The following is a 20,907-nucleotide window of genomic DNA, read 5'->3' as shown; positions in this document are numbered from 1 at the left end:
GTGAACTGAGTGCATCCATTGTTCACGAAATCGGCCAACCGCTTGCTGCCATCCTGATCAACGGCGATGCCTGCCTTCGATGGCTGGACCGGGCGACACCTCAGCTGGACGCGGCGCGGGCCTGCGTGCAGAGCATGATGAACGAAGGCGACCGAGCGAGCGAAATCGTCCGGCATATCCGCACGCTCATCAAGGGGGCGACCCCGCAGAAAACGCGGCTCGAGCTCAACGAGGTCGTCAACCAAGTTGTGTCGCTCGTTCAGCGCGAGGCGTCCAACCATCAGGTCTGGTTGCGTCTCAACCTCGCCCCCGAGTGCCTGCGCTGTTGGGCGACCGGGCCCAGCTCCAGCAAGTGATCATCAATTTCGTCATCAATGGCATTCAGGCGATGGCCGACATTCGGGACAGGCCGCGGGAACTCTTGATCGAGTTTCGTCGTGGCGAGAATGGCAATGTGATCGTCGCCGTGCAGGACTCCGGCACGGGGATCGATCCGGCGAACGCGGATCGGTTGTTCGACGCCTTTTTCACCACGAAGCCTGATGGCATGGGCATGGGATTGTCGATCTGCCGTTCGATCATTGAAGCCCACGGAGGACGGGTGTGGGCGTCCAACAATGCTGGCCATGGTGCGATTTTTCAGTTCAGTTTGCCTTCGATCGATGAGAGCGCCCTGACGGGAGAGGCGGCGCCGTTTTTTGCAGAAGGGGCTTAACCCGAGATTCGCATAAATTCCCGCCGACAGCGTTTTGGCAGCGTGGCCCGATATAGAGAAATGCGACTGAATAACTTGATCTGGCTGGCTGGCTTCAGGTAAAGCCCCGCAATCGTCTTATGTCGGCCCGCGAGCGGCCGGTCGCAAGTCTTGTCTGAGTAGCTCATACGGGTCGGTTATCGCCCCCGGTGGTCGGCGCAGACTGGCACTGCCTTCACTTGAAAGGAGATCGTCATGGAAGCGACTACCGTTGTTAGCGCGGCGCCTGTGCCCTGGAATAAAGGCAAGTTGACGGGAGGCCGTAGGTTCGGCGTCAGAAATCGTATTAAATCTCAACGAATGTTGTGGGGGGAATGCGTTCCCAGTTGCGGTTTCTTATCCGGACAGCTGTATTCCGAGGAAGCGACCGTGCCCAGGCGTTAAAGGAACCTTACACGCTCTTTACGCAGTATTGCCGTGGTATTGACGAACATCGAAATTCTCGGTTGAAGCTTCAGAAGGTTTCTTTGACTGCATTCCTACTCCATGAACGTGCTGACTCGATACAGGTGTCATTTAACGAGCTGACCGAAGCAGACTTTATTTTGTGCTTGCGCCATATCATCCATGCGCAGGGCCGTTGGCCGAACTGGTTTCCCCGCTCGCTGGTCTACACGTCACGCTGGGGAGCGGAACCGTTCCGCGCCTTTTCAAAAGCAACTTCGAAGAAGCATCGAGTTGCGCTGTGCTCTCTTCTTGGCGTTGCCTCGATAAAGGAACTGTAAACTCTCTTCACTGCCGCCGAGCAGAGCGGAATGCTTGATGGCTATAGTTTCAATTCCTCGTTCGGTAAAATCCCGTTCCGAGGCTTAATGAACTTTGAAGAACTTCCGACGCTTACATAAACCATGCGTGCTTCGGGGACTGACTCGGGCCATTGCCGATTGTTGGCTCTGAAGCACGTCCCTCAAGTAAAAGACGAGATGAGGAGTGATCAGCCACGCAGGCATACCTCGTCCGTCCGGTTCCGGAGTACTGCAGCCGTTCAAACGACAGGTTCCCCGCTCGCTGAAAGGCAGCCCTTGGCCGAACCCGGTCCCACAACGACCGGCGGCACGCGACCCTGAGCCGCCGGTCGGACTCTGGATAGAGCAACGACTGCTTCAAAGGCTCAACGGACACCCATTAGCCGGCCGGAGTCAAGGGCAAAAAAATACGTCGCAAACAGGTTGCGTCAATTCACAGTGACGGAAATTTTCAAGGTAGTTGTCGCCTCGACGATTAAATCTCAGGCGGCTTTTCGCTCCTGGTTACTGCGCTGTGGGGCGCCGTCCTGGTTCTCGATGCGATCCGGGTTCAGGTGCACAGCACGTACGCGCTGCCAGTTGCGCATGCGGCCTTTCCATCGGAGCGGATTGCGCTGCCGTGCAGTCTCGTAGAGTGCCGCGCGTCGGTCCAGAATGTCCTGGTCGAGGTTCTCATGACGCTGCGCCGGCGTCACGAACCGGATCGCGCTGTGACGATGTTCATGGTTGTACCAGCGCACCAGCCCCGCCAACCGTGCAAAAATCCGCGCGCCACTGCGCGAGATGATGCGCAAACAGGCCGCGCTCATAGACATAGCCCTCGGGCAGCAACCCGAGCCTCAGCAGCTGCGCCAGATAGGCCGCATCCGCGAAATCTCCGCTGTGTTTAAGTCCCTCGTATTTCCTGATGGCAGCGGGATGGGCCAGGTGTACCCGGTAACCTGTATCCATCCGTTCATCCACCAGCCAGTACCAGTTGTACGTGCTCTCGACGACCACTCCCGCCAGTTCTTGCCGGTACGGTTCAAGCGCCACCGCGATCTGCGTGAGCTCGTTTGGCAAGCGTTTCTGGTACACGATCCGGTCGTTCTCGTCGCTGACGATCACCACGCAGTTGTTCGAATGCAGGTCTATGCCACAATAGTTCATGTCGGTCTCCGCAGGGTCAAAGTGCGTTTCGCAAACTGACTTTAACCCTCGTCGCATAACCGCGGCGAGGAGGCCGGCTACATGATCATCATTTGTTGCCGGTGTCGCAGAGTATGCCGAGATTGCATTGGTGGAAGGGATCATCGAGTCTTTTATACGTTCCGCGCCCGACGCCGACGTCAGACTGGTGCCAACGAGCAAAGCGGGCTTTGTCTCCCAGTTGGACGCTCAGGACATCGATGTTGCGATTGGACACCTGAAAGACCTGCCAGCTCGTTTCGATTCACGGTCTCTCTACACGGAGAAACTGGTAGCTATAACTCGGAAGGACCATCCCAGGTTGCCAAATCAGCGCCAGCTTGATCTCCCCAATATCTCGCGATGACACATATCCTGCTCTCTCCTACGGGTGAGAAGCGCGGTGCGATTGACAAGGAACTGGAGTCCCGGGGACTACGGAGACGCATAGGCTTGGTCGTGGCTACTTTTTTGGCGTTGCCCCTGGCCTTGCGTAAGTCTGACTACATTGCCTCGGTTCCCGAAAGGACTGGAGAACGACTCGCCTCATTGACCGACATTCAGCTCCTGGACCTGCCGTTGTCGCATGTCGTCGAGGTAGATATGGTCTGGCACAAACGGGAATCCAATGACGCCGCTCAACAGTGGTTTCGCAGCAAGTTGATGGAGGTCGCTTCGCTGGGCCATAGCGGATAGTGATGGTCAACCGGCGCCTCGATTTCGAGCGGCACCAATGACTCAGGCCGGCCCGCCTGTCACGGCCCCATCGACGTGAGTAGGTCAACACCATGAATCTACGCCGGGCGCCAAAAATATGAAGCGCCGCCGTCGGCGTGCCGTCGTACCAACGCACCTTGATGAGCCGGCTACCGAACGCCAGGTCGTTCAGTTAGGGCACTTAAGGAGGTTGCAATGGCAGAACCGGTTATTCTTTGGATCGGTGGGAAGTGGCGACTTGCCGATGTTCTCATTTCACGCTTTCCACCTCATACCGGTCACGTTTCATAGACCGGAAGTGCTTCCGATCCCAAAGGTAGTCCAGATAGGTTCGAGTCACTTACCCTCGAGACGTCACTCTCCGGAGAAACGGAATGCCTTGATGGAACAGCGACGGCCGAGCCGGCTTGAGTCTGCACCAATTGGTGACGATCGAAGGCAGCGCGGGCCTCTGCGACAACCGTTCTTCGGGCTATTGCCCAATCCGCTAGCGCGTCTAGTGGCACCAGTACGTCACGGCCGAGCGCCGTGAGTTCATAGTCGACCCGCGGCGGGACCGTGGGCGTCACGGTACGCGTGATGAATCCATCCCGCTCGAGATTTCTGAGGGTCGACGTCAATACTTTCTGAGACACCCCCTCTACTGATCGCTTCAGCTCATTAAACCTCAGGCTACCGTCCGACAGGCTGACGATGACGAATACCGACCATTTGTCGGCGATGCGTTCGAGTACGGCTGCAGCTTCCTGGCAAGCGCCTGGCGGAAGGTTGAAGTGACTAGGTTTCATCAAAGTGCCCTCTTGCGAGCTTGGGAAACTCCATCTTACCATCCAGTCACCAATAGAAACCTAGTGCTCGTTGATCGATATAGAGACGAGATAACCACCAATTCGCGAACGAGAGATCTTGGAACACTTGGCGATAATCCCTATATCAGGCGTTAAAGGGCTGACCACGATTGTCGCGGCCGTCCTGCTCCTTGGCGCCTGCGCCACACAGCCGGACTATGTCAGGCCGGACCTCAAGCCACCCGCGGCGTGGAGCAACGTCGCGCCCTCGATGTCTCAATCCATTCGCCCGGCCCAAGCGGCTGCGGACCGAAACTGGTGGTTGAACCTCCACGATCCGGCCATCGACGCCCTCGCAAAGTCGGCGCTCGCCGATAACCCGACCCTTGCCCAGGCTCTGGCCAGCGTGGACGAAGCGCGCGCCGCGCTACGGCTCAGTAACGCTCAGCAGTTGCCGCAGGTCACGGCCAACGGGAACGCCGCCCACGGTGAGGTGGCGAATCCCGTCCCGATCACTGGCCCCTATACGCTGGGCGAGGATGCCGCTTCCGGCGGCCCCAGCCTGTCATGGGAGCTGGACTTGTGGGGGCGGTTGCGGCAATCCGCCATCGCGTCTCGCGACCGGCTAGACGCGCAGGACGCAGACGCGAAGTGGGCGCGGCTATCCTTGACCGCCCAGGTCGCCGACGGGGTGCTGGATCTACGCGCCTGCGCTTTTTCCCTGGCGGTGCGCAACCGCGACATTACTTCGCGCCAGGTGGAGCTGGACCTGATGCGCAAGCGGCTGGCGGATGGCAATGTGGCGCCGGTCGACGAGGCCAATGCCCGGACCAACCTTGCCAACGCGCTGACGGACCGTATCAGCCAGCAGGAGCAATGCACGCGCGACATCGACGCCCTCGTCGCCCTCAGCGGCCGGGACGCCGAGACCGTGCGCAGGCTCGTGTCGCCGACGGTGCAGGCCGGCGGCGCGCCCACGCCGGCTGAGTCTCCAGCGCCGCCCCCCGTCGTCGAGGCGGATGTGACGGCCCTGATGCCGACACCCCCACCGATCGAGCTGGCGTTGCCCGCGACCGTCCTGCTGACCCATCCGACAGTGGTCGCGGCGGAGCGCGAAGCGGCCGCGCGGTGGTCCGACATTGCCGTGGCCCGCGCCGATCGCCTGCCCCGGATCGACCTGACCGCAGTCCTGACCGGCAATTGGCTCCAGGCCCTCGGGACCGCTGCCAGCTTCCAGACATGGTCGGTCGGCGGGGCGCTATCCGCCCCCCTGTTCGACGGCGGCGCAGGGGCCGCCAGCGTGCATAGCGCCCAGGCGCGCTATCGCGAAGCCGTCGCCAACCTGCGCCAGACGGTGTTGACCGCGTCGCAGAGCGTCGAGGATGCCCTGGCCGTTCAGCTGTCGGCGGAGCAGCGGATGGCGACGTCGCAGCAGGCCGTGGACGCCGGCCGCGTCTCGCTGCGCGCGGATGAGGCGCGATGGCGCGCCGGCGCTATCAGCATTTTCGAATTGGAAGACTCGCGCCAGCAATTCAATAGCGCCCAGGAAAGTGCGATCACCGCCGCCCGCGACCGCGCGAAGGCCTGGGTCGATCTCGTCAAGGCGACCGGTGACGGCCTAGGCGCTCCCCTGACCTCGAATGCAGCGGCTGCCACGGCCCAAACCAACCAACCCGGATGATCCATATGTCTTCTCTTCCCCTGCCAGCGGGCCCGCGCGGTGCCCCCCGGTCGCGATGGCCGATGCGGGTCTTGCTGCTCACGGGCCTCTTGCTGACCGCCATCGGCGTCGGCGCCGTCCTCGGGACCCGTAGGCATGCGGCTGCCGCCAGTCCTGCTCAGCCGGCCCCGGCCCTAACCGTCACCAGCACTGTCCCGCGCCACGCCTTGTGGCCTTTGACCTTCGACGCCTCGGGCTCCGTCGCGCCCTGGCAGGAAGAGAGCGTCGGCGCCCAGATCGGCGGATACCGACTGACCAAGGTACTCGTGAACGTCGGCGACCACGTCAGGAAGGGCCAGCTCTTGGCCCAACTGGATCCGGCCTTGCTGCAGGCCGACGAAGTCCAACTGAAGGCAAGTGCCGACCAGGCCGACGCCAACCACGAACGCGCCCTGGAGCTAAAGAGCAGCGGCGCGATCAGCGACCAGGACGTGTTGCAGTTCGTCACGCAGGCCAAGACGGCGGACGCGGCCTTGGCGTCCAAACGCCTGCAGTTGCGCTACACGGCGGTCATAGCGCCCGACGACGGCACGGTCAGTTCGCGAACTGCAACCCTCGGCGCCGTGGCGTCAGTTGGGCAGGAGCTGTTCCGCCTCATCCGGCAGGATCGGATCGAGTGGCGTGGTGAACTGACGGCCGACCAGCTTGCCCGGGTGGCAGTGGGCCAAAAAATCATTCTCAGCCTGCCCGACGCAACCACGGCCATTGCCAACGTGCGCGAAACAAGCCCCGAACTGGACTTGCAGACGCGTATGGCCATCGTCTACGCCGATATCAAGTCTGGCAGCCGCGCCCGCGCCGGCATGTACGCCAACGGCCATGTGGCGCTCGGCCAGAGCGACGCCCTGATCGTCCCCGCCGTCAGCGTCGTCATTCGCGATGGCCGCAGCTACGTGCTGAAGGTCATGGACCGCTCGGCGGAGCCGAAGGTCTCGTTGCAACCCGTGATGGTGGGGCGGCGTCTCGGCGACGACGTGGAGATTGTCAGCGGCCTGGGCGATGCGGACCGGGTGATCGTGCAAGGCGCTGGCTTCCTGAACGATGGCGACGTCGTGCGCTTGGTGGACACCTCGACACCGTCTTTGCAGCCCGGCGCCCAGGGAATGCTGCCATGAACTTCGCCACTTGGTCCATCCGCAACCCAATCCCGACCATCGTCCTGTTCCTGCTGCTTGCCGTCGCGGGCCTCTGGGGCTTCCGGGCCCTGCCAATCCAGAACCTCCCTGACCTGAACCTGCCGACGGTCAACGTTACCCTGACCCAGCCGGGCGCCGCCCCGGCCCAGCTGGAGACGGAGGTCGCCCGGCGTGTCGAGGACTCCCTGGCTACGCTCAGCGGCCTCAAGCACGTACGCACCTCCATCACCGATGGCCAGGTTTCGATCACCGTCCAGTTCGTCCTCGAAAAGAAGCTGTCGGACGCTCTGATCGAGACCAAGGATGCGGTCGACCGTGTGCGATCGGACCTGCCGTCCGATCTGGAGCAACCCAGCGTCAGCGCCGTGACCATCGGCAGCGATCCGATGATGGGCTACTCGATCGCCTCGTCACGCATGGATGAAGAGGCGTTGTCCTGGTTCGTCGACGACACCGTCGCCAAGACCGTGTTGGGCGTTCCCGGCGTCGGCAAGTTCAAACGGATCGGCGGCGTCCAGCGCGAGGTGCGCGTGGATGTGGATCCCGTACGGCTGGCGTCGCTCGGTGTCACCGCCGCCGACGTGTCGCGGGCCCTGCGCCAGGTCGAACAGGAGTCGTCCGGCGGCCAGGGTCAGATTGGCCAGGAGGAACAATCGGTCCGAACCATCGCCACAGTGCGCCAGGCCTCCGAACTCGACGCTTTGCCGATCGCCCTGCCGAACGGCCAACAGGTCCGGCTCGATCAGGTGGCGACCGTCCGCGACAGCATCGCCGAGCGCACCGAGGCCGCCCTGCTCGACGGCAAGCCAGTGGTCGGCTTCACCATCTACCGCGCCAAAGGCTTTGACGAGACGCGGATCGCCGAGGGCGTTCGCGCGGCCCTGCAGAAGCTTCATGCGGCCGATCCGTCGCTCAGCGTGACCCAGGTGTCCGGCTCGGTGGGTTACACCTTGGAGCAGTACGACGGCTCCATGCATATGCTCTACGAGGGCGCGCTCCTGGCCGTCGTGGTGGTCTTCCTCTTCCTGCGTGACTGGCGTTCCACCCTGATCGCGGCGACTGCGCTGCCGCTCTCCATCCTGCCGGCTTTCGCCGCCATGGCGTGGCTGGGCTATTCGCTGAACACCCTGACGTTGCTGGCTTTGGCGGTGATCGTCGGCATTCTGGTTGATGACGCCATCGTCGAGGTTGAGAACATCGAGCGTCATAGCCGGATGGGCAAACCCATCCTGGTGGCGGCTGGCGACGCGGTGAAGGAGATCGCCCTGGCGGTGATGGCCACCACCATGAGCCTGGTGGTCGTGTTTCTGCCGACCGCCATGATGAGCGGCGTGCCCGGCCTGTTCTTTAAGCAGTTTGGTTGGACGGCGGTGATTGCCGTCCTCGCCTCCCTCCTGGTGGCGCGGATGTTGACGCCGCTGATGGCCGTCCATCTCCTGAAGGCCCATCCACCCAAAATGGAGAAGGATGGATGGCTGATGACCCGCTACCTGGCGGTCATCGCGTGGTGCCTGGGCCACCGCAAGAGCACCGCAGTGGGCGCGGTCGTGTTCTTTGCCGCATCTATCGCCATCGTGCCGCTGATCCCGTCAGGCCTCATCCCGGAGGCGGATTCAGGCTACACGAGCGTGAACATCGAATTGCCGCCTGGCAGTTCCCTGCGCGACACGCTCGGGGTGGCTGAAGCGACCCGCGCAGCGCTTAAGGGTGTGCCCGGGATTCAAAACATCTTTACCACGCTCGGGAACGCGCAACAGGTGGGAGCCGACGCGATTCAAGCGGGAGAAGTCCGAAAAGGCGCCCTGATCCTCACCCTCGTCCCGCGTAGCCAGCGAGAACACCAGGGGGTCATCGAGGGCCTCGTGCGCAAGCGCCTGACGGAGGTGCCTGGAGCGCGATTTTCAGTGGGATCCGGCGGACCGGGCGAGAAATTGGAGCTCATCTTGTCCAGCGACAACGCCCAGGCGCTGAAGGTCAGCGCCCAAGCCGTGGAGCGCGAGCTGCGTGGGGTGGGAGCCTTGTCCAACATTAGCAGCACCGCCAGCCTCGAACGCCCCGAGATCGTCGTGCGTCCCGACGCCCGGCGCGCCGCTGAACTGGGCGTGACCACCGCCACGATCGGCGATGTCGTGCGAATCGCCTCGGCCGGCGACTTCGACGCCCAGGTGGCACGGCTCAACCTTGACAATCGGCAGGTCTATATTCGGGTGCGCGTGCCCGACGTCGATCGGCAGAACCTCGACACCCTGGCCAACATGCGGGTCAACGGGCGTAACGGGCCGATCCCTGTGTCCAGTGTCGCGGACCTGTCGATCCAGAGCGGCCCCTCGCAGATCGATCGCTACGACCGGCACCGTTATGTGACCATCGATGCGAGTCTGGGCGGCATGCCATTAGGCGCCGCACTCAAGGCGGCGAAGGCGTTGCCGTCGGTTCAGGGGCTTCCTTCCAGCGTCAAGCTGATCCAGAGCGGCGACGCGGAAATGGCCGCGGAACTCGCGTCCGGCTTCGGCATGGCGATCGTCATCGGCGTCCTGTGCGTGTTCTGTGTGCTGGTCCTGCTGTTTAAGGACTTCCTGCAGCCGGTCACTATCCTGTCGGCCCTCCCGCTTTCACTAGGCGGCGCCTTCGTCGCGCTTTTGGCGGTGCATAGCGAGCTCGATGTGCCGTCGATGATCGGCCTGATCATGCTGATGGGAATCGTGACCAAGAACTCGATCTTGCTGGTCGAGTACACCATCGTCGGCTTGCGCGATCGCGGACTGTCGCGCCACGAGGCCCTGATCGACGCCTGCCACAAGCGGGCGCGGCCCATCGTGATGACCACCGTCGCCATGATCGCGGGGATGACGCCGATCGCCCTGGGCTTGGGGGCCGATGCCAGCTTCCGCCAGCCCATGGCGGTGGCCGTGATCGGCGGCCTGATCAGTTCGACGGCGCTCAGCTTGTTCGTGGTGCCGGTGACGTTCACCTACGTCGACGACCTCGAGCGATGGCTGCGGCGCCTGTTCAAGCGGCGCACCTATTCGGAGGCACACATGCCCGCAGCGGCCCCCGTCAAGGCGTCGGGCGATTTAGGGAGCGTGACCAACCATGCCTAACGATGATAAACACCGTCCATTTGTCGGTGATCAGCTAAGGAACGGCGGCGGCTTGACGGCGGGCATCCCGTTGGGGGGCGCGGCGAGTCGGTTTCGTCAAAGTGCCTTCTTGTTTGCTGGCGAGCGTCCAACTTACATCTACGCAACAATGAAGTCCATTTCGAGGTACTCATGAAACGAGTGGTGATCGTCGGGGGTGGCTATGCGGGCGTGGCCCTAGCCAGGGCGCTGGACCGCAATGCGGAGGTTTGTCTCGTCGAAGCGCGGGACCGGTTCGTCCATAATGCCGCTGCCATTCGCAGCGTGGTCGCCCCCGCGTTGCTCGAGCGCATCGTCATTCCATATGACCGCCTGTTGCGGCGAGGGGCCGTGCGGCGTGGCGTGGTGGCGAGCGCGTCCGAGCACGGCGTCGTGCTGGCTGGCGGCGAGGCAATTGAAGCCGATGTCGTAATCGTGGCGACCGGGTCGCGCTATGCGGAGCCCTTCAAGCCTGACGGTGACTCGGCTGCGGCATTCAATGGCAGCATCCGGGCGGCCCATGCCACGCTGCGGGCAGCGGACAACGTGGCGATCGTTGGCGGCGGGGCGGTCGGCGTCGAACTAGCGGGCGAGATCTCGACCGCATTTCCAAATAAGAGCGTCACGCTAGTTTCCAACGCGCCTGCCCTGATGCCGGGGTACTCAGCCAAATTCTCGCGCGCGCTGCAGACGCAGTTGCGCCGCAAGGGCGTGCAGTTGCGTCTCGACACGCGGGTCGAGACACTCGCGCACCGCGAGCGGCCCCACGCCGGCATCCTGGGCAACGATGCAGGAGATGAGCCTCGACACTTAATCTTCCCGGCGCTGGGCGCGCAGCCGGTGACCGCCCTGTTCCGCGAGATGGTGGGAGCGCGGTTCGACCGTCAGGGCCGGGTGATAGTCGACGGGTGGCTCAGGCCCGCCGGCCTGAGTCGGCTCTTTTCGCTCGGCGATGCGGCAGCAACCGGCGACCCGATGACGATCGTCGCCATTACCCGGCAGGCGCCGTGGCTGGCGAAAACGATTAACGCACTGCTGGCGGGTCGCCGTATAGAGTCGCTTGCCCCATATAAGCCGTGGCCGGCGCGTGGGATTCTGGTTCCGCTGGGGCCGCAGGACGGCGCGAGCATGCTGCCCATTCTGGGCCGTGGGTGGTTTGCAGGGCGGTGGGCGACTGCGCTGATCAAGGGACGCGAGCTTTTCATTCCGCGATACCTGAAAGAATTCGGATACGACAAGTGATCGATCAAATGAAGAAAACCGAACCCGCGCACGCGCCGCAACGCGGCGGACATGTGGATTGCGCCGGCGCTCTGGGTGCTGGCAGCCGCGAGTGCACTGTCGCACGTCGCGTCGATCATGGTCATTCACATAAGTGAGGTGGCGCCTGGCCGAGCGTCCGCAGTGGGTCGAAAGTACGCGTTCGCCGATGTCAGCGGCAGTTTGCGATTACCGCTGTTGAACGACCGCTGTGCCGGAGTGAGCGGGCGTGCCAGCGACAACATGCGAACGGCGGCTTAGGCCGACGACACGACGCCGGCTTTCGGCCGTTGAGTGACCGTTTACTGATGTAAGCGGTCTTCCGCATGTCCGAGCCGCACGTCGGGTGAAGGTCCCTTCATGGCCGATCTCTGCCCCTGCCGCAGGCGCGACAGCGGACGCCGACGGCGCAACTCTGCTCCGCCGGCCGGTTCCTTGCCCTCAAGGCTCGTTCCAGTCCTAGACTGTATGGCATTGAGGGTAGTGTGAAGGTTGCGTGTGTTCAGAACAGCCAGAGCGGTGGAGTGGCGTCAAGCGGATGCGATGCAATTGCCGTTCGCGGATGGCGAGTTCGATGTGGTCGTCTGCCAGTTCAGGGCCATGTTCTTTCCCGGGAAGGCAAGAGCGTTTGGCGAGGCCCGTCAGTCGTGATCGAGCATGGACTGATTTAGGTCCGTCGCCACGATGGCGCCAGCGTTGGGCAATGACTTCGCGAGCGCGCGTGCCAGCGCAGGAACGCGCGGACATTGAAGATGCCTTCTACCGATTTGCGGAACGCGTCGGTGTCGAATCGTTTGTCGCCGCCCGGCAGGCCGACGCCGTTGATCACCCGCACGAACTGAGCGAGATCGTCGAAGGTGTTCGCCGCCGGATCGTCGCTGTTGCCCTTCAGACGATACGTGAGGTTGTCGGGATCCTTGCCCGCATACTGCCGCCCGCTATCATCACCGCCCTCCCCTATACGATGCCCCAGCGTCGCGCAGCCGATGTCGCCGCAGTACGCCTTGTAGAGATTGCCCTTGTGGTTGGCACCGAAGTGGTCTTGTAGGAACTGCTTGTCGACTTGCTCGATGAGCGAAAAGAGACCGAAGTAGATGTCGTCAAACGCGAGCTTCGCGTAGGTGTGCTGCGATGCGGGCACACCGGCGCGGGCGAACAAGCCCCACGCCAGTGCCTCGCGCATCTGCGACGGGTCGTTGTACATCGCCTTCAGGTTGAAGCGGTGCATGCCGAGCAGCTCGTCGTGGCCCGGGTCATCGGACTCCATCTCGACCTTCCACGACCGCTTCGGCGCACGCAGCGTGCGATTGCCGCTGTTCATCAGCGAGAACGAAGCGGTCGAGAAAAGCACGCCGCCGCTGCCCGGAGGTGGAATATGGCGAGCGTCGTGCGGATCGGTGCGCCAGACGGATAAACGTGCGCCCTGCGATGCCGTCATCGGCTTTTCCGGCGTGAAACGATCGTGCGGCCAGTCGGTGACGTGCACGAGGTACATCGGCTCCGAGAAAACGTGCGGCTTGTCGAGCGCCGCCACCTCGTAGTGCGCGATTGCGTCACCGGCCGCGGTCGAGCGGCCTGCGCCGTCGACCAGCGGCAGATCGTCGCCCGGCGCGCCCGCCCGATTGCGCAAGAGATCGAACAAGGCCGACAGCTCGGCCTTTCTGGTGAGGACGCCATCGCCCGGCCCCTGCGTGCGGTTCACCTGTTCGGCGAGGTCGCGGGCAGTGCCGACCGGGAGATCGCCGATTACGACGGCCCGATCCTTGAACCGTGCCAGGAAGGCCGCCTTGTTCATGCTCTTCTCCGGTGCTCGCCCGCGATGCCTGCGATAATCCGCCCCACATGGCGGCCACGTCAAGGGCGGTCGACATTTACGCGCAACCCTCAACCGGAGTCAGTGCAGGCGATGAACTTGAAGACCGCGACGCAAAACCCTCACGACGATACTCTGCGCCATCCGCCTCATCACGGGCTTGGCGCATGCTTCCCCGTACGATGAATCGGCGGAGCACTTCGACGACGCTATCCGCCCGTTGATGGCCGAGGACGATATTCACGGGATGGAGGTCGGCGTCATCCTCGGGCGAGCGCACTGAGGGCGTGGCCTAGACGGAGCTGCGCAAGCCCGTCACGAATGACACCCTGTTCGGGTTCGGCTCGGTGAGCAAGACGTTCGCGGCGACGCTCGACTCATGAATGCAGGCAGACAACCGGCTCTGGCTGTCCCACAGCGTGAGTCAGCACATGCCGCTGCGGGACAGCAAGTTCGGCAAGGTCAATCTGTTCAATCTGGGCACCCATACCCCGAGCGGGCGCCGCTGAAGGTTCCTGACAACATCCACGACGAAGACCAGTTGCTCGCCTATTCCGAGTCGTGTCGCGCGGCTTATCGGGCGGGGACATATCTCACCTATTCGAATCCCGATATCGGGACGCTCCGCGCAATCACCGCGCAAAGCATGGGGCGCAGTTTCACCGCGCTAATGAAGGAGCGCCTGTTCCCTTCGGCACGAAGAATACGTATGTCGACATATATTCCGAGGCGCGCTCGGACGGCTACGCTCACTGGTCACTGTGAACCGGAAATACAAGAAGTCGGCAATGTTCCAAAGTCGATACTTTGCGTGCCCTCACAGGGTGGGCATGCGCTCAAAGCTGTCAAAGCGGGCAAACGGTGGCTGCACCTCGGTCACCTCGAACTCCTCCACAAGCGCTGCGGACATACCCTCGATTAGCCACGCACACATCTCCAGTTGCTCCGGCGAGCCTTGCAGCACCGCCTCGACGGAGCCGTCCACAAGGTTGCGGACCCAGCCTGTAACGCCCAGGGCTGTCGCGCGGCGTACGCAGGCCTCCTATAGCCAATGCCCTGTACCTGACCACGCACGTGCACGAGTCGGGTGTCAAGCGGCTCGTCCCTATCGTGAGATTCCATGGGTGGGCTCCGGTTGGAGATCTATGCACCGGTTCAATGAAGCGGTTCGGCTGCGTTTTGGGTCGTCTGATGCACCGTTGCGCTCAACTCTTCCATATTTGCCGCGGTAACTCAAGCGAACGGCTCACGCCAGACCCAGCGACGAGCAAACAAATGGGGGACGAAGAACGCCGAACTCAATAACTCGGAACACACAGGTTATCGGACAGAGCCAAACGCGCCGGTCGCATTGGCCGCACATAGTCGCCTTTCATTTTGGGACGCCTCGGGTCTCATGCTGATCGCGCATAGGGCGATCAGCGAGTTCAGCGGCGGCGCGATCGTCGGAGCAACTCGCGATCGGCGCGCTTGCTGGCGCGGGCCTGCTTGTGTGGTAGATCGCTGCCCGCCAATCCTGGGAAGTCTCGCAACGCCTCGTAGTGGCGCTCGCCTCAGCCGGAGGGTACGGTGCAATACTGCCCCAATGCAACCGTGAGAGGTCTTACCCTGCAAACCCTTTCGTTCAGAAGCGTTAACGTTGGATGAGGATAACCTCGCCAAACGCGCTCGAGAATCGCTACGCAGACGCCGTCAAGATTCGCAGTAGCAATGCCGAGGTGAATACTAATATGCACGCTGTGCGCGATCCATATCGCCTGCTCGTTTTCGTTGTCACAACTCGCGGGCGTTTGCAAGAACCATCACCGATTCAGGAGAAGGTAATGAGCGAAATGCATGACTTCAAGCGGGTGCTGTTCGTCGGCCAGGAGCCTGAGACGGTCGACTTCTCCGACCCCGCGTTACCGCCGGGGTTCGACGCCGCGAAAATTCATGCCGGAATTTCAATCGGCATGCAGCAAATGGAGGCGCATGGATGGCGTGCCGATCTCTGCTTGGTGAGACCAGATGAAACCGCGCCCATTACCCTTGAGCGCCAATTGACAACCTCAACTTACGATTGCGTTGTGATCGGCGGCGGGATACGTATTCCTCCAAAAAGCTTGCTGCTCTTTGAGGCACTCGTGAATACCGTGCACAAATGCGCTCCCAATGCGTCCATTGCCTTCAATACTCGCCCTGAAGACACACCAGACGCCGCAGCTCGTTGGCTTAAAGGTAAATAACTGCACCCGAGCGGTTAGCGGAGTAGGCTCGCCTGCAAATCGGAAGAACAGGTAGGTTACGGGCTGCTTCTCCGATGCTCCAATTGTCGACAGTCCAGACGCCGCTGTCGAACGTCCGTAACTGGCCCGGGTGCCGCCTCATGCAATGGGCATGCGCAGTTCGAACCTCGCTATGCTGCGATCGGCAGCACGCTACCCGTTCGAGCCATTAGGACAAGCCTGCCGATCGTCTCCTATGACGCCGACTTGAGACGATCGAGCTTCGACAAAGACGCGCAGCGGTCGACTGTTGCGATAGACCGCGCCGTTGCGGCGAACGATTAAAGGCAAAATTCCCCTAGTTGCTGCTGCCGGTCGGCGACCACAGCTTCCTCATCGCTTCGTCGACCGCCCTTTTCATGCTGAGCGTGTCGGCTGCCTGGCTCGGCGGGAAATCTTGCAGAGTCTTCAGATGCGCCTGCATGAACGGCACGGCCGCGGTCGGAGCCCAAAGTTTCTCCGCAAGGAACTTCCGTCGCGCGTACCCACATTCATGCGACTCCGGATCCATCTTCTCCATCGGGTCCATCAGCAGATTGAACGGATAGGGCACACTCGGATACGACTTCTCATTGAACCAGTTGTTGTCCTTCTTCACGCCGATGTGCATCTTCCATGCATCCACGCGGATCGCCATGAGGTCGGTTTCGTCGGAGTAGAAGAGTTCACGTCGCGCCGATTTGTCCGTCTTCCCTTCCCAATAGTCGAGGTTGTTGTAGCCGTCGAGATGAACCTTGATTTGGTGCTTGGAAAGTTTCAGCCTACGGCGGCCATTTTGACCGTTTCGATTGCAGTGGCCGTGCCGGAGCTGCGTCCGATGCGATGAGCCGCACAGCGACCCTCGTGAGATGTGGACGCGAGACAAACCAACCGACGCAAGCAGAGTGCAGTAATTTTGCCACTCTGGCGACACGCTCAAATCTGAATGTGTCGATGACCTGCGCGACAGCTTGGCGTAGCGTTCGCATGTTCGCTTGTGAAGGCGCGCCCAGTCTCTGGTTAAAAAGCAAGAACGAAGCGAAGCGACGGTGCTCCGAAGACGGAGCGCCCCCCCTCACCGCGCGACCACTCCGAGCGGCGCAAAGACGAAGAACGGCAGCACTCGACCCCTTGCTGTCCTCCCGTTAGCCTCTCCGAACGTCCCACCCCGCTGAAAAAGCGGCCGTTCACCTCCCGACTCCGCAATGCTTTTAATGGACCCTGCGCGACCCATTGTCGAACGATTGGCTCTATCCGGCGAATGCTGGTGCCAGCGCATGTCAAATGAATCGGTCCGCGTTTCGTCAACGACGTTCCCGCACCAGGTCGAGGCCAACCCCAGATGTCGGCGTGCCTGTTTTGTCTGTGTGTGTGTGTCGAGGCGAGATCAATTTTATGTCAAGCGGTGCGCGTGGCGATCTGTGCGGGGGAGATTGGGTAAGTGGAGTTCCGGCAACTCAACGTCCGGGAAGAGCCCGAAGGTTGCTCCCCTGAAGCTGTGCAAACTTCATATCAACCTCGCTACGTGTCAGGCAGGCAGACGGAGCACGCACGGGGCGGCAACAGCACAGGCACGCCGTTTGCGAAGTAATTAGTCTGCCCGGTAAGGGCGGAAACGAATGATCAGTTTTGCACGGGAGGTTGGCCATGAACAGGGATCAGATGAAGGGTACGGCGGAGAAGGTGAAGGGCAAGGTGAATGAGGCCCTCGGCCGCGCAACGGGCGACCGGAAACAGGAAGTCAAGGGCGATGTCCAGCAGGCGACTGGCGAAGCGCGGAAGAAGGCGGGCGACGTAAAGGATACGGTCAAGAATACGACACGAAAGCCCGGCTAAAACCGGATTGCGGGCAAATCCCGACCGCGCTCAGCGAAGGCGGGTTCTGATCGGTCTGTATGACATAGGGGGCGGACGACGGCGCTTCGATAGCGCCGTCAGCAGAGTCGCGACGTGCCCGCTTGGGCTGCGATACGCTTGCTCCGCATCTGTTGCTGCTCGAGAAGGTTCGGCGCGTGGCCCATACGTTTGACATCCTGCACTTCCATCTGAGCTATTTGCCGTTCCCGACGTTTTCTCAGCTCGTCGTGCCGTTCGGAACCACGTTACATGAGCGCCTCGATCTGCCGGAACTGCAGCCGCTCTTCGCCATGTTCCCGCAGGCGCCCGTCGTATCGATTTCAGATTCGGAGCGGGTTCCGTTGCCGGCCGCGAACCGGCTCGATACCGTCTACCACGGCTTACCGGACGGCGGCTCGACAGGCTGTCCCGTACGGAAATCCGCGCGGCGTTCGTGCGCCGCTGAACCTCGAGGGCCATGGCTCAGCACTACACGAATTACTCGGGGTCCGCCGTTGCGGCGCAGCGCAATGGCCCGGCAATCACTGGATGGGCGGCACAACGCCCAGCTTCTCGGCGAGCATGCGCTCATAGACGCCGAAGTGCAGGTCGACTTCCTCCTGACTGACCGTCGTCACAGTGACGTTGACTTGTTCCGTCCGTAGACCAAGCACCACCGACATCGCCGCTTCCAGTTGCGGCGCACAGACGATGTCTTCCACCACGGTCGTGCCGACTGCAACATCGTAGGTCTCGTCCTGCTGAAAGACGATCTCGACCAGCCGCGCGCGCGCACTCATGTTGTTGTCGATTGCGAGCCTCACGACCTCCGCGACGCTGCGCATAGTTTCAGTCGGAAAGCCTCTGGTCGAGCGCAGCCGCACACGGTGCCTTCCCACCGTGAGCCAGTCAGAATTGAATTCCATGATGTCCTCCGTTTGGTCGTTGCTCTGCCTCGCGATGATAGGGGCCGACATGCTGTTTTCAAGACCCGAATTTCCCCCTTGAAATTTCCCGCGGGATGCCTATCTTGAATTTCGCTCAGGCAGACGCGCTGGTGGCACCAAGCGCGCTGCGTGTTTCGATTTGTTTGCCAGCAGCTGGCAGGCGGACTGGAGCGCGTAAGCCCGTTCGCCTCCATGCTCCATTCAAGGAGGATACGACCATGAGTGATTTTTATTCGAGAACCAGCCCGCTCAGCGAATTTGACCGTCTGCAACGGGAAATGGCGAGCCTGTTCAACGGCTTCCCTTCCAGCATCCGCTCCGGCCGCCCTGACGCTACCTTCCCGTACGTCAACATCGGAGCGACCGACGACTCGATCGAGATTGTCGCGTTCGCGCCGGGCCTGAACGCCGCTGAATTCGACGTGTCGATCGACAAGGGGTTGCTAACGATTGCCGGCGAGCGCAAGCCAGCGTGGCCGCACGTTAGCGGCGACACCCGCGACGACGTTCGCACCTACGCGCAGGAGCGCTTCAGCGGCGCATTCCGGCGCGTGATCGAACTGCCGCAGAACGCCGACCCCGACAAGGTGCAGGCGCGCTACACCAACGGCTGCCTGTCGATTACCGTCGGCAAGCGCGAAGCGTCGAAGCCGCGGGCCATCACCGTCCAGTAACGTCAGTTATTCGAGGAGCAAGCCATGAACGACAGGACACATATTGCTGAACGCGACCGGCAACCGGCAGCACGACGCGAGGGGGACGAGCCGGCGCGGCGGATGACGCTCACCCCCCCAGTTGACGTATTCGAGGACAGCCTGGGCATCACGCTGTGGGCGGACCTGCCAGGCGTCCCGAAGGACAAGCTCGAGGTGAAGGTGCACGACGGCAATCTGTATATCGAGGCCGAAGCGGTCGTGCCGACACCCGCCGGTCTGCGGCTGCAGCACGCCGAGATCCGTGAACCGCGATTCGCGCGTGCGTTCTCGCTGAGCCCGGACTTCGACATATCGAAGATCGACGCGAACCTGCAGGACGGCGTGCTGAAACTGACCATTCCGCGCCGCGACGAAGCAAGGCCGCGACGCATCGAGGTAGCAGATTAACTGAATCTTGAAGATCAGCAACGAAGACAGGAGAAAAGGCGGTGGCGGCCGTGAGGTTGCCATCACCTGCGTTCTAGAGGGGCGGATGCAGAACGTAATGGAGAAATGGTGGCCCCTCGCGAGGCGCAGTCGAGCCACGTGAGCAGAAGCTTTGCACCGTGAGCGCAGAGGGATGGCCAGTTTTCCTGTCAGACCGTCGAGGTGGATACGATGAACAACGACCTGAAAAAGTGGAACCCTTTCAAATTTCTTCGCGGGTCAGGGGGCAAGTCCGACGCGAACAGCCCGGAGACTCAGGCAGCTAGCGAGCAGGGGCGTGCCACATGGCCCGACATTCAGCGACTTTTCTCGCGCGACTCCCTGCGTGCCATGGAGGATTTTTTTCTCGATCCGTTCGCCGTGCGCGGCACGCTCGAACGATGGTTCGGCGACTTCAGCTCATCGCGTTCCCAGCCGTGCATCGACGTGGTCGACGAAGGGAAGATACTGCGCGTGACCGTCGAGCTGCCAGGCATGGAGCGGGACGATCTGACCATCAGCGTCGAGGACGGAGCGCTGGTGGTGCGCGGCGAGAAAAGACAGGACGTGCACAGTGAGGAGGACGGCTGCTATCGTCTGGAGCGCCCATACGGGACCTTCACGCGCACGATCCCAATGCCGGAGAACGCCGATCCTGACCACGCTCTTGCCAAGTTTGACAAGGGCGTGCTGACCTTGACCGTACCAAAACACGAGGCCTTGCGATCCGCCAGCCGCGCGATTGATATTGGCTAGCGCGGGTGGCCCTGTTGCGCTCGCGAAGTAAAATGATGGATAGGTGATCGCCGCGGGTTAAGTCAATGAACTCGCGGCGATCATTGCGCTTCAAAGTCGCGAATCCGGCGCCAGTATTCGTCGGCCTGCCCTTCAGGGCGACCATCCTGCACCGTTAGAACGAGCTCCTGAACAGACGTCATATTCGGGCTGAACTTCGGCCGTTCGATTCAATGCTGCCACTGTCGCTTCATGGCCGAACTGGGTCTCACGACGAACCTCGGTTCCACCCGAAGCCGTCATGTATTCTTTAATGGCCGTTCGATCGCCGCAGGGGAAGCCAGCGCGGAAGCATTGAGACGAGAACGCCATCCTTAAGGATAAAGTGATGGTAGAGCCCGGCGAGCGCATGAAACCCCGCGAGCCATAGAATCGCATCACCTAGCCATGTGTGGATCGTTGCGACGGTCGCGCCAGCATCGTGTGAAACCTCAAAGAATGGTGGAATCTCCAGTCCCGCGAGGAGCGTCAGGGGATGCCCTTCGAGCCACGCACCGGAGATAGCAGTGAGCGGGAGCGCAAAGAGAATCAGATACAGCGTCCATTGCACGGCTTTCGCCGCGACGCTCATCCAAAGCGAAACCTGGGGCGGCTCCGGTTGCCTGTCGACTATCCGCCACAGTACGCGCATAACGACAAGCGCGAACACGCACAACCCCAGCGTCTCGTGGAGCTGACGGTCGAAGTCGCGGGCGTGTGCGTATACGCGCTGCTCGGACCCTCCGGGGCCAAATGTGAAGGCGAT

At 61.9% G+C, this 20,907-nt stretch carries 20 protein-coding genes and 7 pseudogenes; 19 read left to right on the top strand and 8 right to left on the bottom strand.

Annotated elements, in window-relative coordinates:
• The 3 genes from HV670_RS26530 to HV670_RS26520 form a co-directional block, all read left to right on the top strand.
• Positions 1–356 (top strand): HAMP domain-containing histidine kinase (locus tag HV670_RS26530; protein WP_175107962.1); only part of this gene is annotated, 356 nt, incomplete at its 5' end.
• A complete protein-coding gene (locus HV670_RS26525) occupies positions 353–715 on the top strand; it encodes an ATP-binding protein (protein WP_175107961.1) in 363 nt (120 codons plus the stop codon). The genes HV670_RS26530 and HV670_RS26525, both read left to right, overlap by 4 nt.
• A gap of 485 nt (positions 716–1,200) precedes the next feature.
• A complete protein-coding gene (locus tag HV670_RS26520; protein WP_175107960.1) occupies positions 1,201–1,479 on the top strand; it encodes a hypothetical protein in 279 nt (92 codons plus the stop codon).
• Between the two features lie 503 nt (positions 1,480–1,982).
• Here the strand turns inward: HV670_RS26520 and HV670_RS26515 are convergent.
• Positions 1,983–2,240, bottom strand: a pseudogene (locus tag HV670_RS26515) (hypothetical protein); the annotation flags it as partial.
• Between the two features lie 67 nt (positions 2,241–2,307).
• Positions 2,308–2,649, bottom strand: a pseudogene (locus HV670_RS26510) (IS110 family transposase); the annotation flags it as partial.
• 115 nt (positions 2,650–2,764) lie between these two features.
• Here HV670_RS26510 and HV670_RS32375 point away from each other — a divergent pair.
• Positions 2,765–3,034: pseudogene (locus HV670_RS32375) on the top strand (LysR substrate-binding domain-containing protein); the annotation flags it as partial.
• Positions 3,031–3,363: a LysR substrate-binding domain-containing protein gene (locus HV670_RS32370; protein WP_175107957.1), complete on the top strand. Its 333-nt coding sequence runs from the start codon at positions 3,031–3,033 to the stop codon at positions 3,361–3,363. The pseudogene HV670_RS32375 and the gene HV670_RS32370, both read left to right, overlap by 4 nt.
• Positions 3,364–3,662: 299 nt before the next feature.
• On the opposite strand, the gene HV670_RS26495 is transcribed toward HV670_RS32370, so the two are convergent.
• Positions 3,663–4,172: a winged helix-turn-helix transcriptional regulator gene (locus HV670_RS26495; protein ID WP_175107956.1), complete on the bottom strand. Its 510-nt coding sequence runs from the start codon at positions 4,170–4,172 to the stop codon at positions 3,663–3,665.
• Positions 4,173–4,290: 118 nt separating this feature from the next.
• Between HV670_RS26495 and HV670_RS26490 the strand changes: the two genes are divergently transcribed.
• The 6 genes and pseudogenes from HV670_RS26490 to HV670_RS26470 form a co-directional block, all read left to right on the top strand.
• Positions 4,291–5,853 (top strand): TolC family protein, encoded by a 1,563-nt coding sequence (locus HV670_RS26490; RefSeq protein ID WP_246257986.1) that lies wholly within the window; start codon positions 4,291–4,293, stop codon positions 5,851–5,853.
• Between the two features lie 71 nt (positions 5,854–5,924).
• Entirely contained in the window at positions 5,925–7,007 is a 1,083-nt protein-coding gene (locus HV670_RS26485) for an efflux RND transporter periplasmic adaptor subunit (protein WP_246257985.1), read from the top strand.
• Positions 7,004–10,129 (top strand): efflux RND transporter permease subunit, encoded by a 3,126-nt coding sequence (locus tag HV670_RS26480; protein WP_175107954.1) that lies wholly within the window; start codon positions 7,004–7,006, stop codon positions 10,127–10,129. The genes HV670_RS26485 and HV670_RS26480 overlap by 4 nt, the downstream gene beginning before the upstream one ends.
• Positions 10,130–10,288: 159 nt before the next feature.
• A pseudogene (locus tag HV670_RS32085) lies at positions 10,289–10,399 on the top strand (FAD-dependent oxidoreductase); the annotation flags it as partial.
• A 33-nt stretch (positions 10,400–10,432) separates the two neighbouring features.
• Positions 10,433–11,389: an FAD-dependent oxidoreductase gene (locus HV670_RS26475; RefSeq protein WP_343054505.1), complete on the top strand. Its 957-nt coding sequence runs from the start codon at positions 10,433–10,435 to the stop codon at positions 11,387–11,389.
• A 525-nt stretch (positions 11,390–11,914) separates the two neighbouring features.
• A pseudogene (locus HV670_RS26470) lies at positions 11,915–12,052 on the top strand (class I SAM-dependent methyltransferase); the annotation flags it as partial.
• 22 nt (positions 12,053–12,074) lie between these two features.
• On the opposite strand, the gene HV670_RS26465 reads toward HV670_RS26470, so the two are convergent.
• Positions 12,075–13,202, bottom strand: a complete 1,128-nt coding sequence (locus HV670_RS26465; protein ID WP_175107952.1) for a CotH kinase family protein — start codon at positions 13,200–13,202, stop codon at positions 12,075–12,077.
• 401 nt (positions 13,203–13,603) lie between these two features.
• On the opposite strand from HV670_RS26465, the gene HV670_RS31945 reads away from it, so the two are divergent.
• Entirely contained in the window at positions 13,604–13,729 is a 126-nt protein-coding gene (locus tag HV670_RS31945; protein ID WP_281362469.1) for a hypothetical protein, read from the top strand.
• On the top strand, positions 13,726–14,142 hold the full coding sequence (locus HV670_RS32365) for a serine hydrolase (RefSeq protein ID WP_425511472.1): 417 nt from the start codon (positions 13,726–13,728) through the stop codon (positions 14,140–14,142). Before HV670_RS31945 ends, HV670_RS32365 begins: the two co-directional genes overlap by 4 nt.
• On the opposite strand, the pseudogene HV670_RS26450 reads toward HV670_RS32365, so the two are convergent.
• A pseudogene (locus tag HV670_RS26450) lies at positions 14,038–14,342 on the bottom strand (acylphosphatase). The gene HV670_RS32365 and the pseudogene HV670_RS26450 overlap by 105 nt on opposite strands.
• Positions 14,343–15,043: 701 nt before the next feature.
• Between HV670_RS26450 and HV670_RS26445 the strand changes: the two are divergent.
• Positions 15,044–15,445: a PTS sugar transporter subunit IIB gene (locus HV670_RS26445; RefSeq protein ID WP_217478530.1), complete on the top strand. Its 402-nt coding sequence runs from the start codon at positions 15,044–15,046 to the stop codon at positions 15,443–15,445.
• Positions 15,446–15,782: 337 nt separating this feature from the next.
• Here the strand turns inward: HV670_RS26445 and HV670_RS26440 are convergent, their stop codons facing one another.
• A complete protein-coding gene (locus HV670_RS26440; RefSeq protein WP_175107950.1) occupies positions 15,783–16,121 on the bottom strand; it encodes a hypothetical protein in 339 nt (112 codons plus the stop codon).
• 989 nt (positions 16,122–17,110) lie between these two features.
• Between HV670_RS26440 and HV670_RS26435 the strand changes: the two genes are divergently transcribed.
• Together HV670_RS26435 and HV670_RS26430 are read left to right on the top strand one after the other, a co-directional pair.
• Positions 17,111–17,299 (top strand): CsbD family protein, encoded by a 189-nt coding sequence (locus HV670_RS26435; protein WP_175107949.1) that lies wholly within the window; start codon positions 17,111–17,113, stop codon positions 17,297–17,299.
• A 131-nt stretch (positions 17,300–17,430) separates the two neighbouring features.
• A pseudogene (locus HV670_RS26430) lies at positions 17,431–17,709 on the top strand (glycosyltransferase family 4 protein); the annotation flags it as partial.
• 132 nt (positions 17,710–17,841) lie between these two features.
• On the opposite strand, the gene HV670_RS26425 reads toward HV670_RS26430, so the two are convergent.
• Positions 17,842–18,225 (bottom strand): hypothetical protein, encoded by a 384-nt coding sequence (locus HV670_RS26425; protein WP_175107948.1) that lies wholly within the window; start codon positions 18,223–18,225, stop codon positions 17,842–17,844.
• A 239-nt stretch (positions 18,226–18,464) separates the two neighbouring features.
• On the opposite strand from HV670_RS26425, the gene HV670_RS26420 reads away from it, so the two are divergent.
• The 3 genes from HV670_RS26420 to HV670_RS26410 all read left to right on the top strand — a co-directional run bounded on the left by HV670_RS26420 (position 18,465) and on the right by HV670_RS26410 (position 20,123).
• The gene (locus HV670_RS26420; protein WP_175107947.1) at positions 18,465–18,920 is read left to right on the top strand and encodes an Hsp20/alpha crystallin family protein; all 456 of its coding nucleotides are present in this window, start codon (positions 18,465–18,467) and stop codon (positions 18,918–18,920) included.
• A 24-nt stretch (positions 18,921–18,944) separates the two neighbouring features.
• Positions 18,945–19,349, top strand: a complete 405-nt coding sequence (locus HV670_RS26415; protein ID WP_175107946.1) for an Hsp20/alpha crystallin family protein — start codon at positions 18,945–18,947, stop codon at positions 19,347–19,349.
• Positions 19,350–19,559: 210 nt separating this feature from the next.
• Complete coding sequence (locus HV670_RS26410) at positions 19,560–20,123, top strand: Hsp20/alpha crystallin family protein (protein WP_175107945.1); 564 nt, start codon at positions 19,560–19,562, stop codon at positions 20,121–20,123.
• A 289-nt stretch (positions 20,124–20,412) separates the two neighbouring features.
• On the opposite strand, the gene HV670_RS26405 is transcribed toward HV670_RS26410, so the two are convergent.
• Positions 20,413–20,907: cytochrome b (locus HV670_RS26405; RefSeq protein WP_246257984.1), on the bottom strand; the 495-nt coding region annotated here is incomplete at its 5' end.

The organism is Pararobbsia alpina, from assembly GCF_902859895.1.
Lineage (GTDB): Bacteria > Pseudomonadota > Gammaproteobacteria > Burkholderiales > Burkholderiaceae > Pararobbsia > Pararobbsia alpina.
This window is presented reverse-complemented; position numbering and strand designations above follow the sequence as displayed.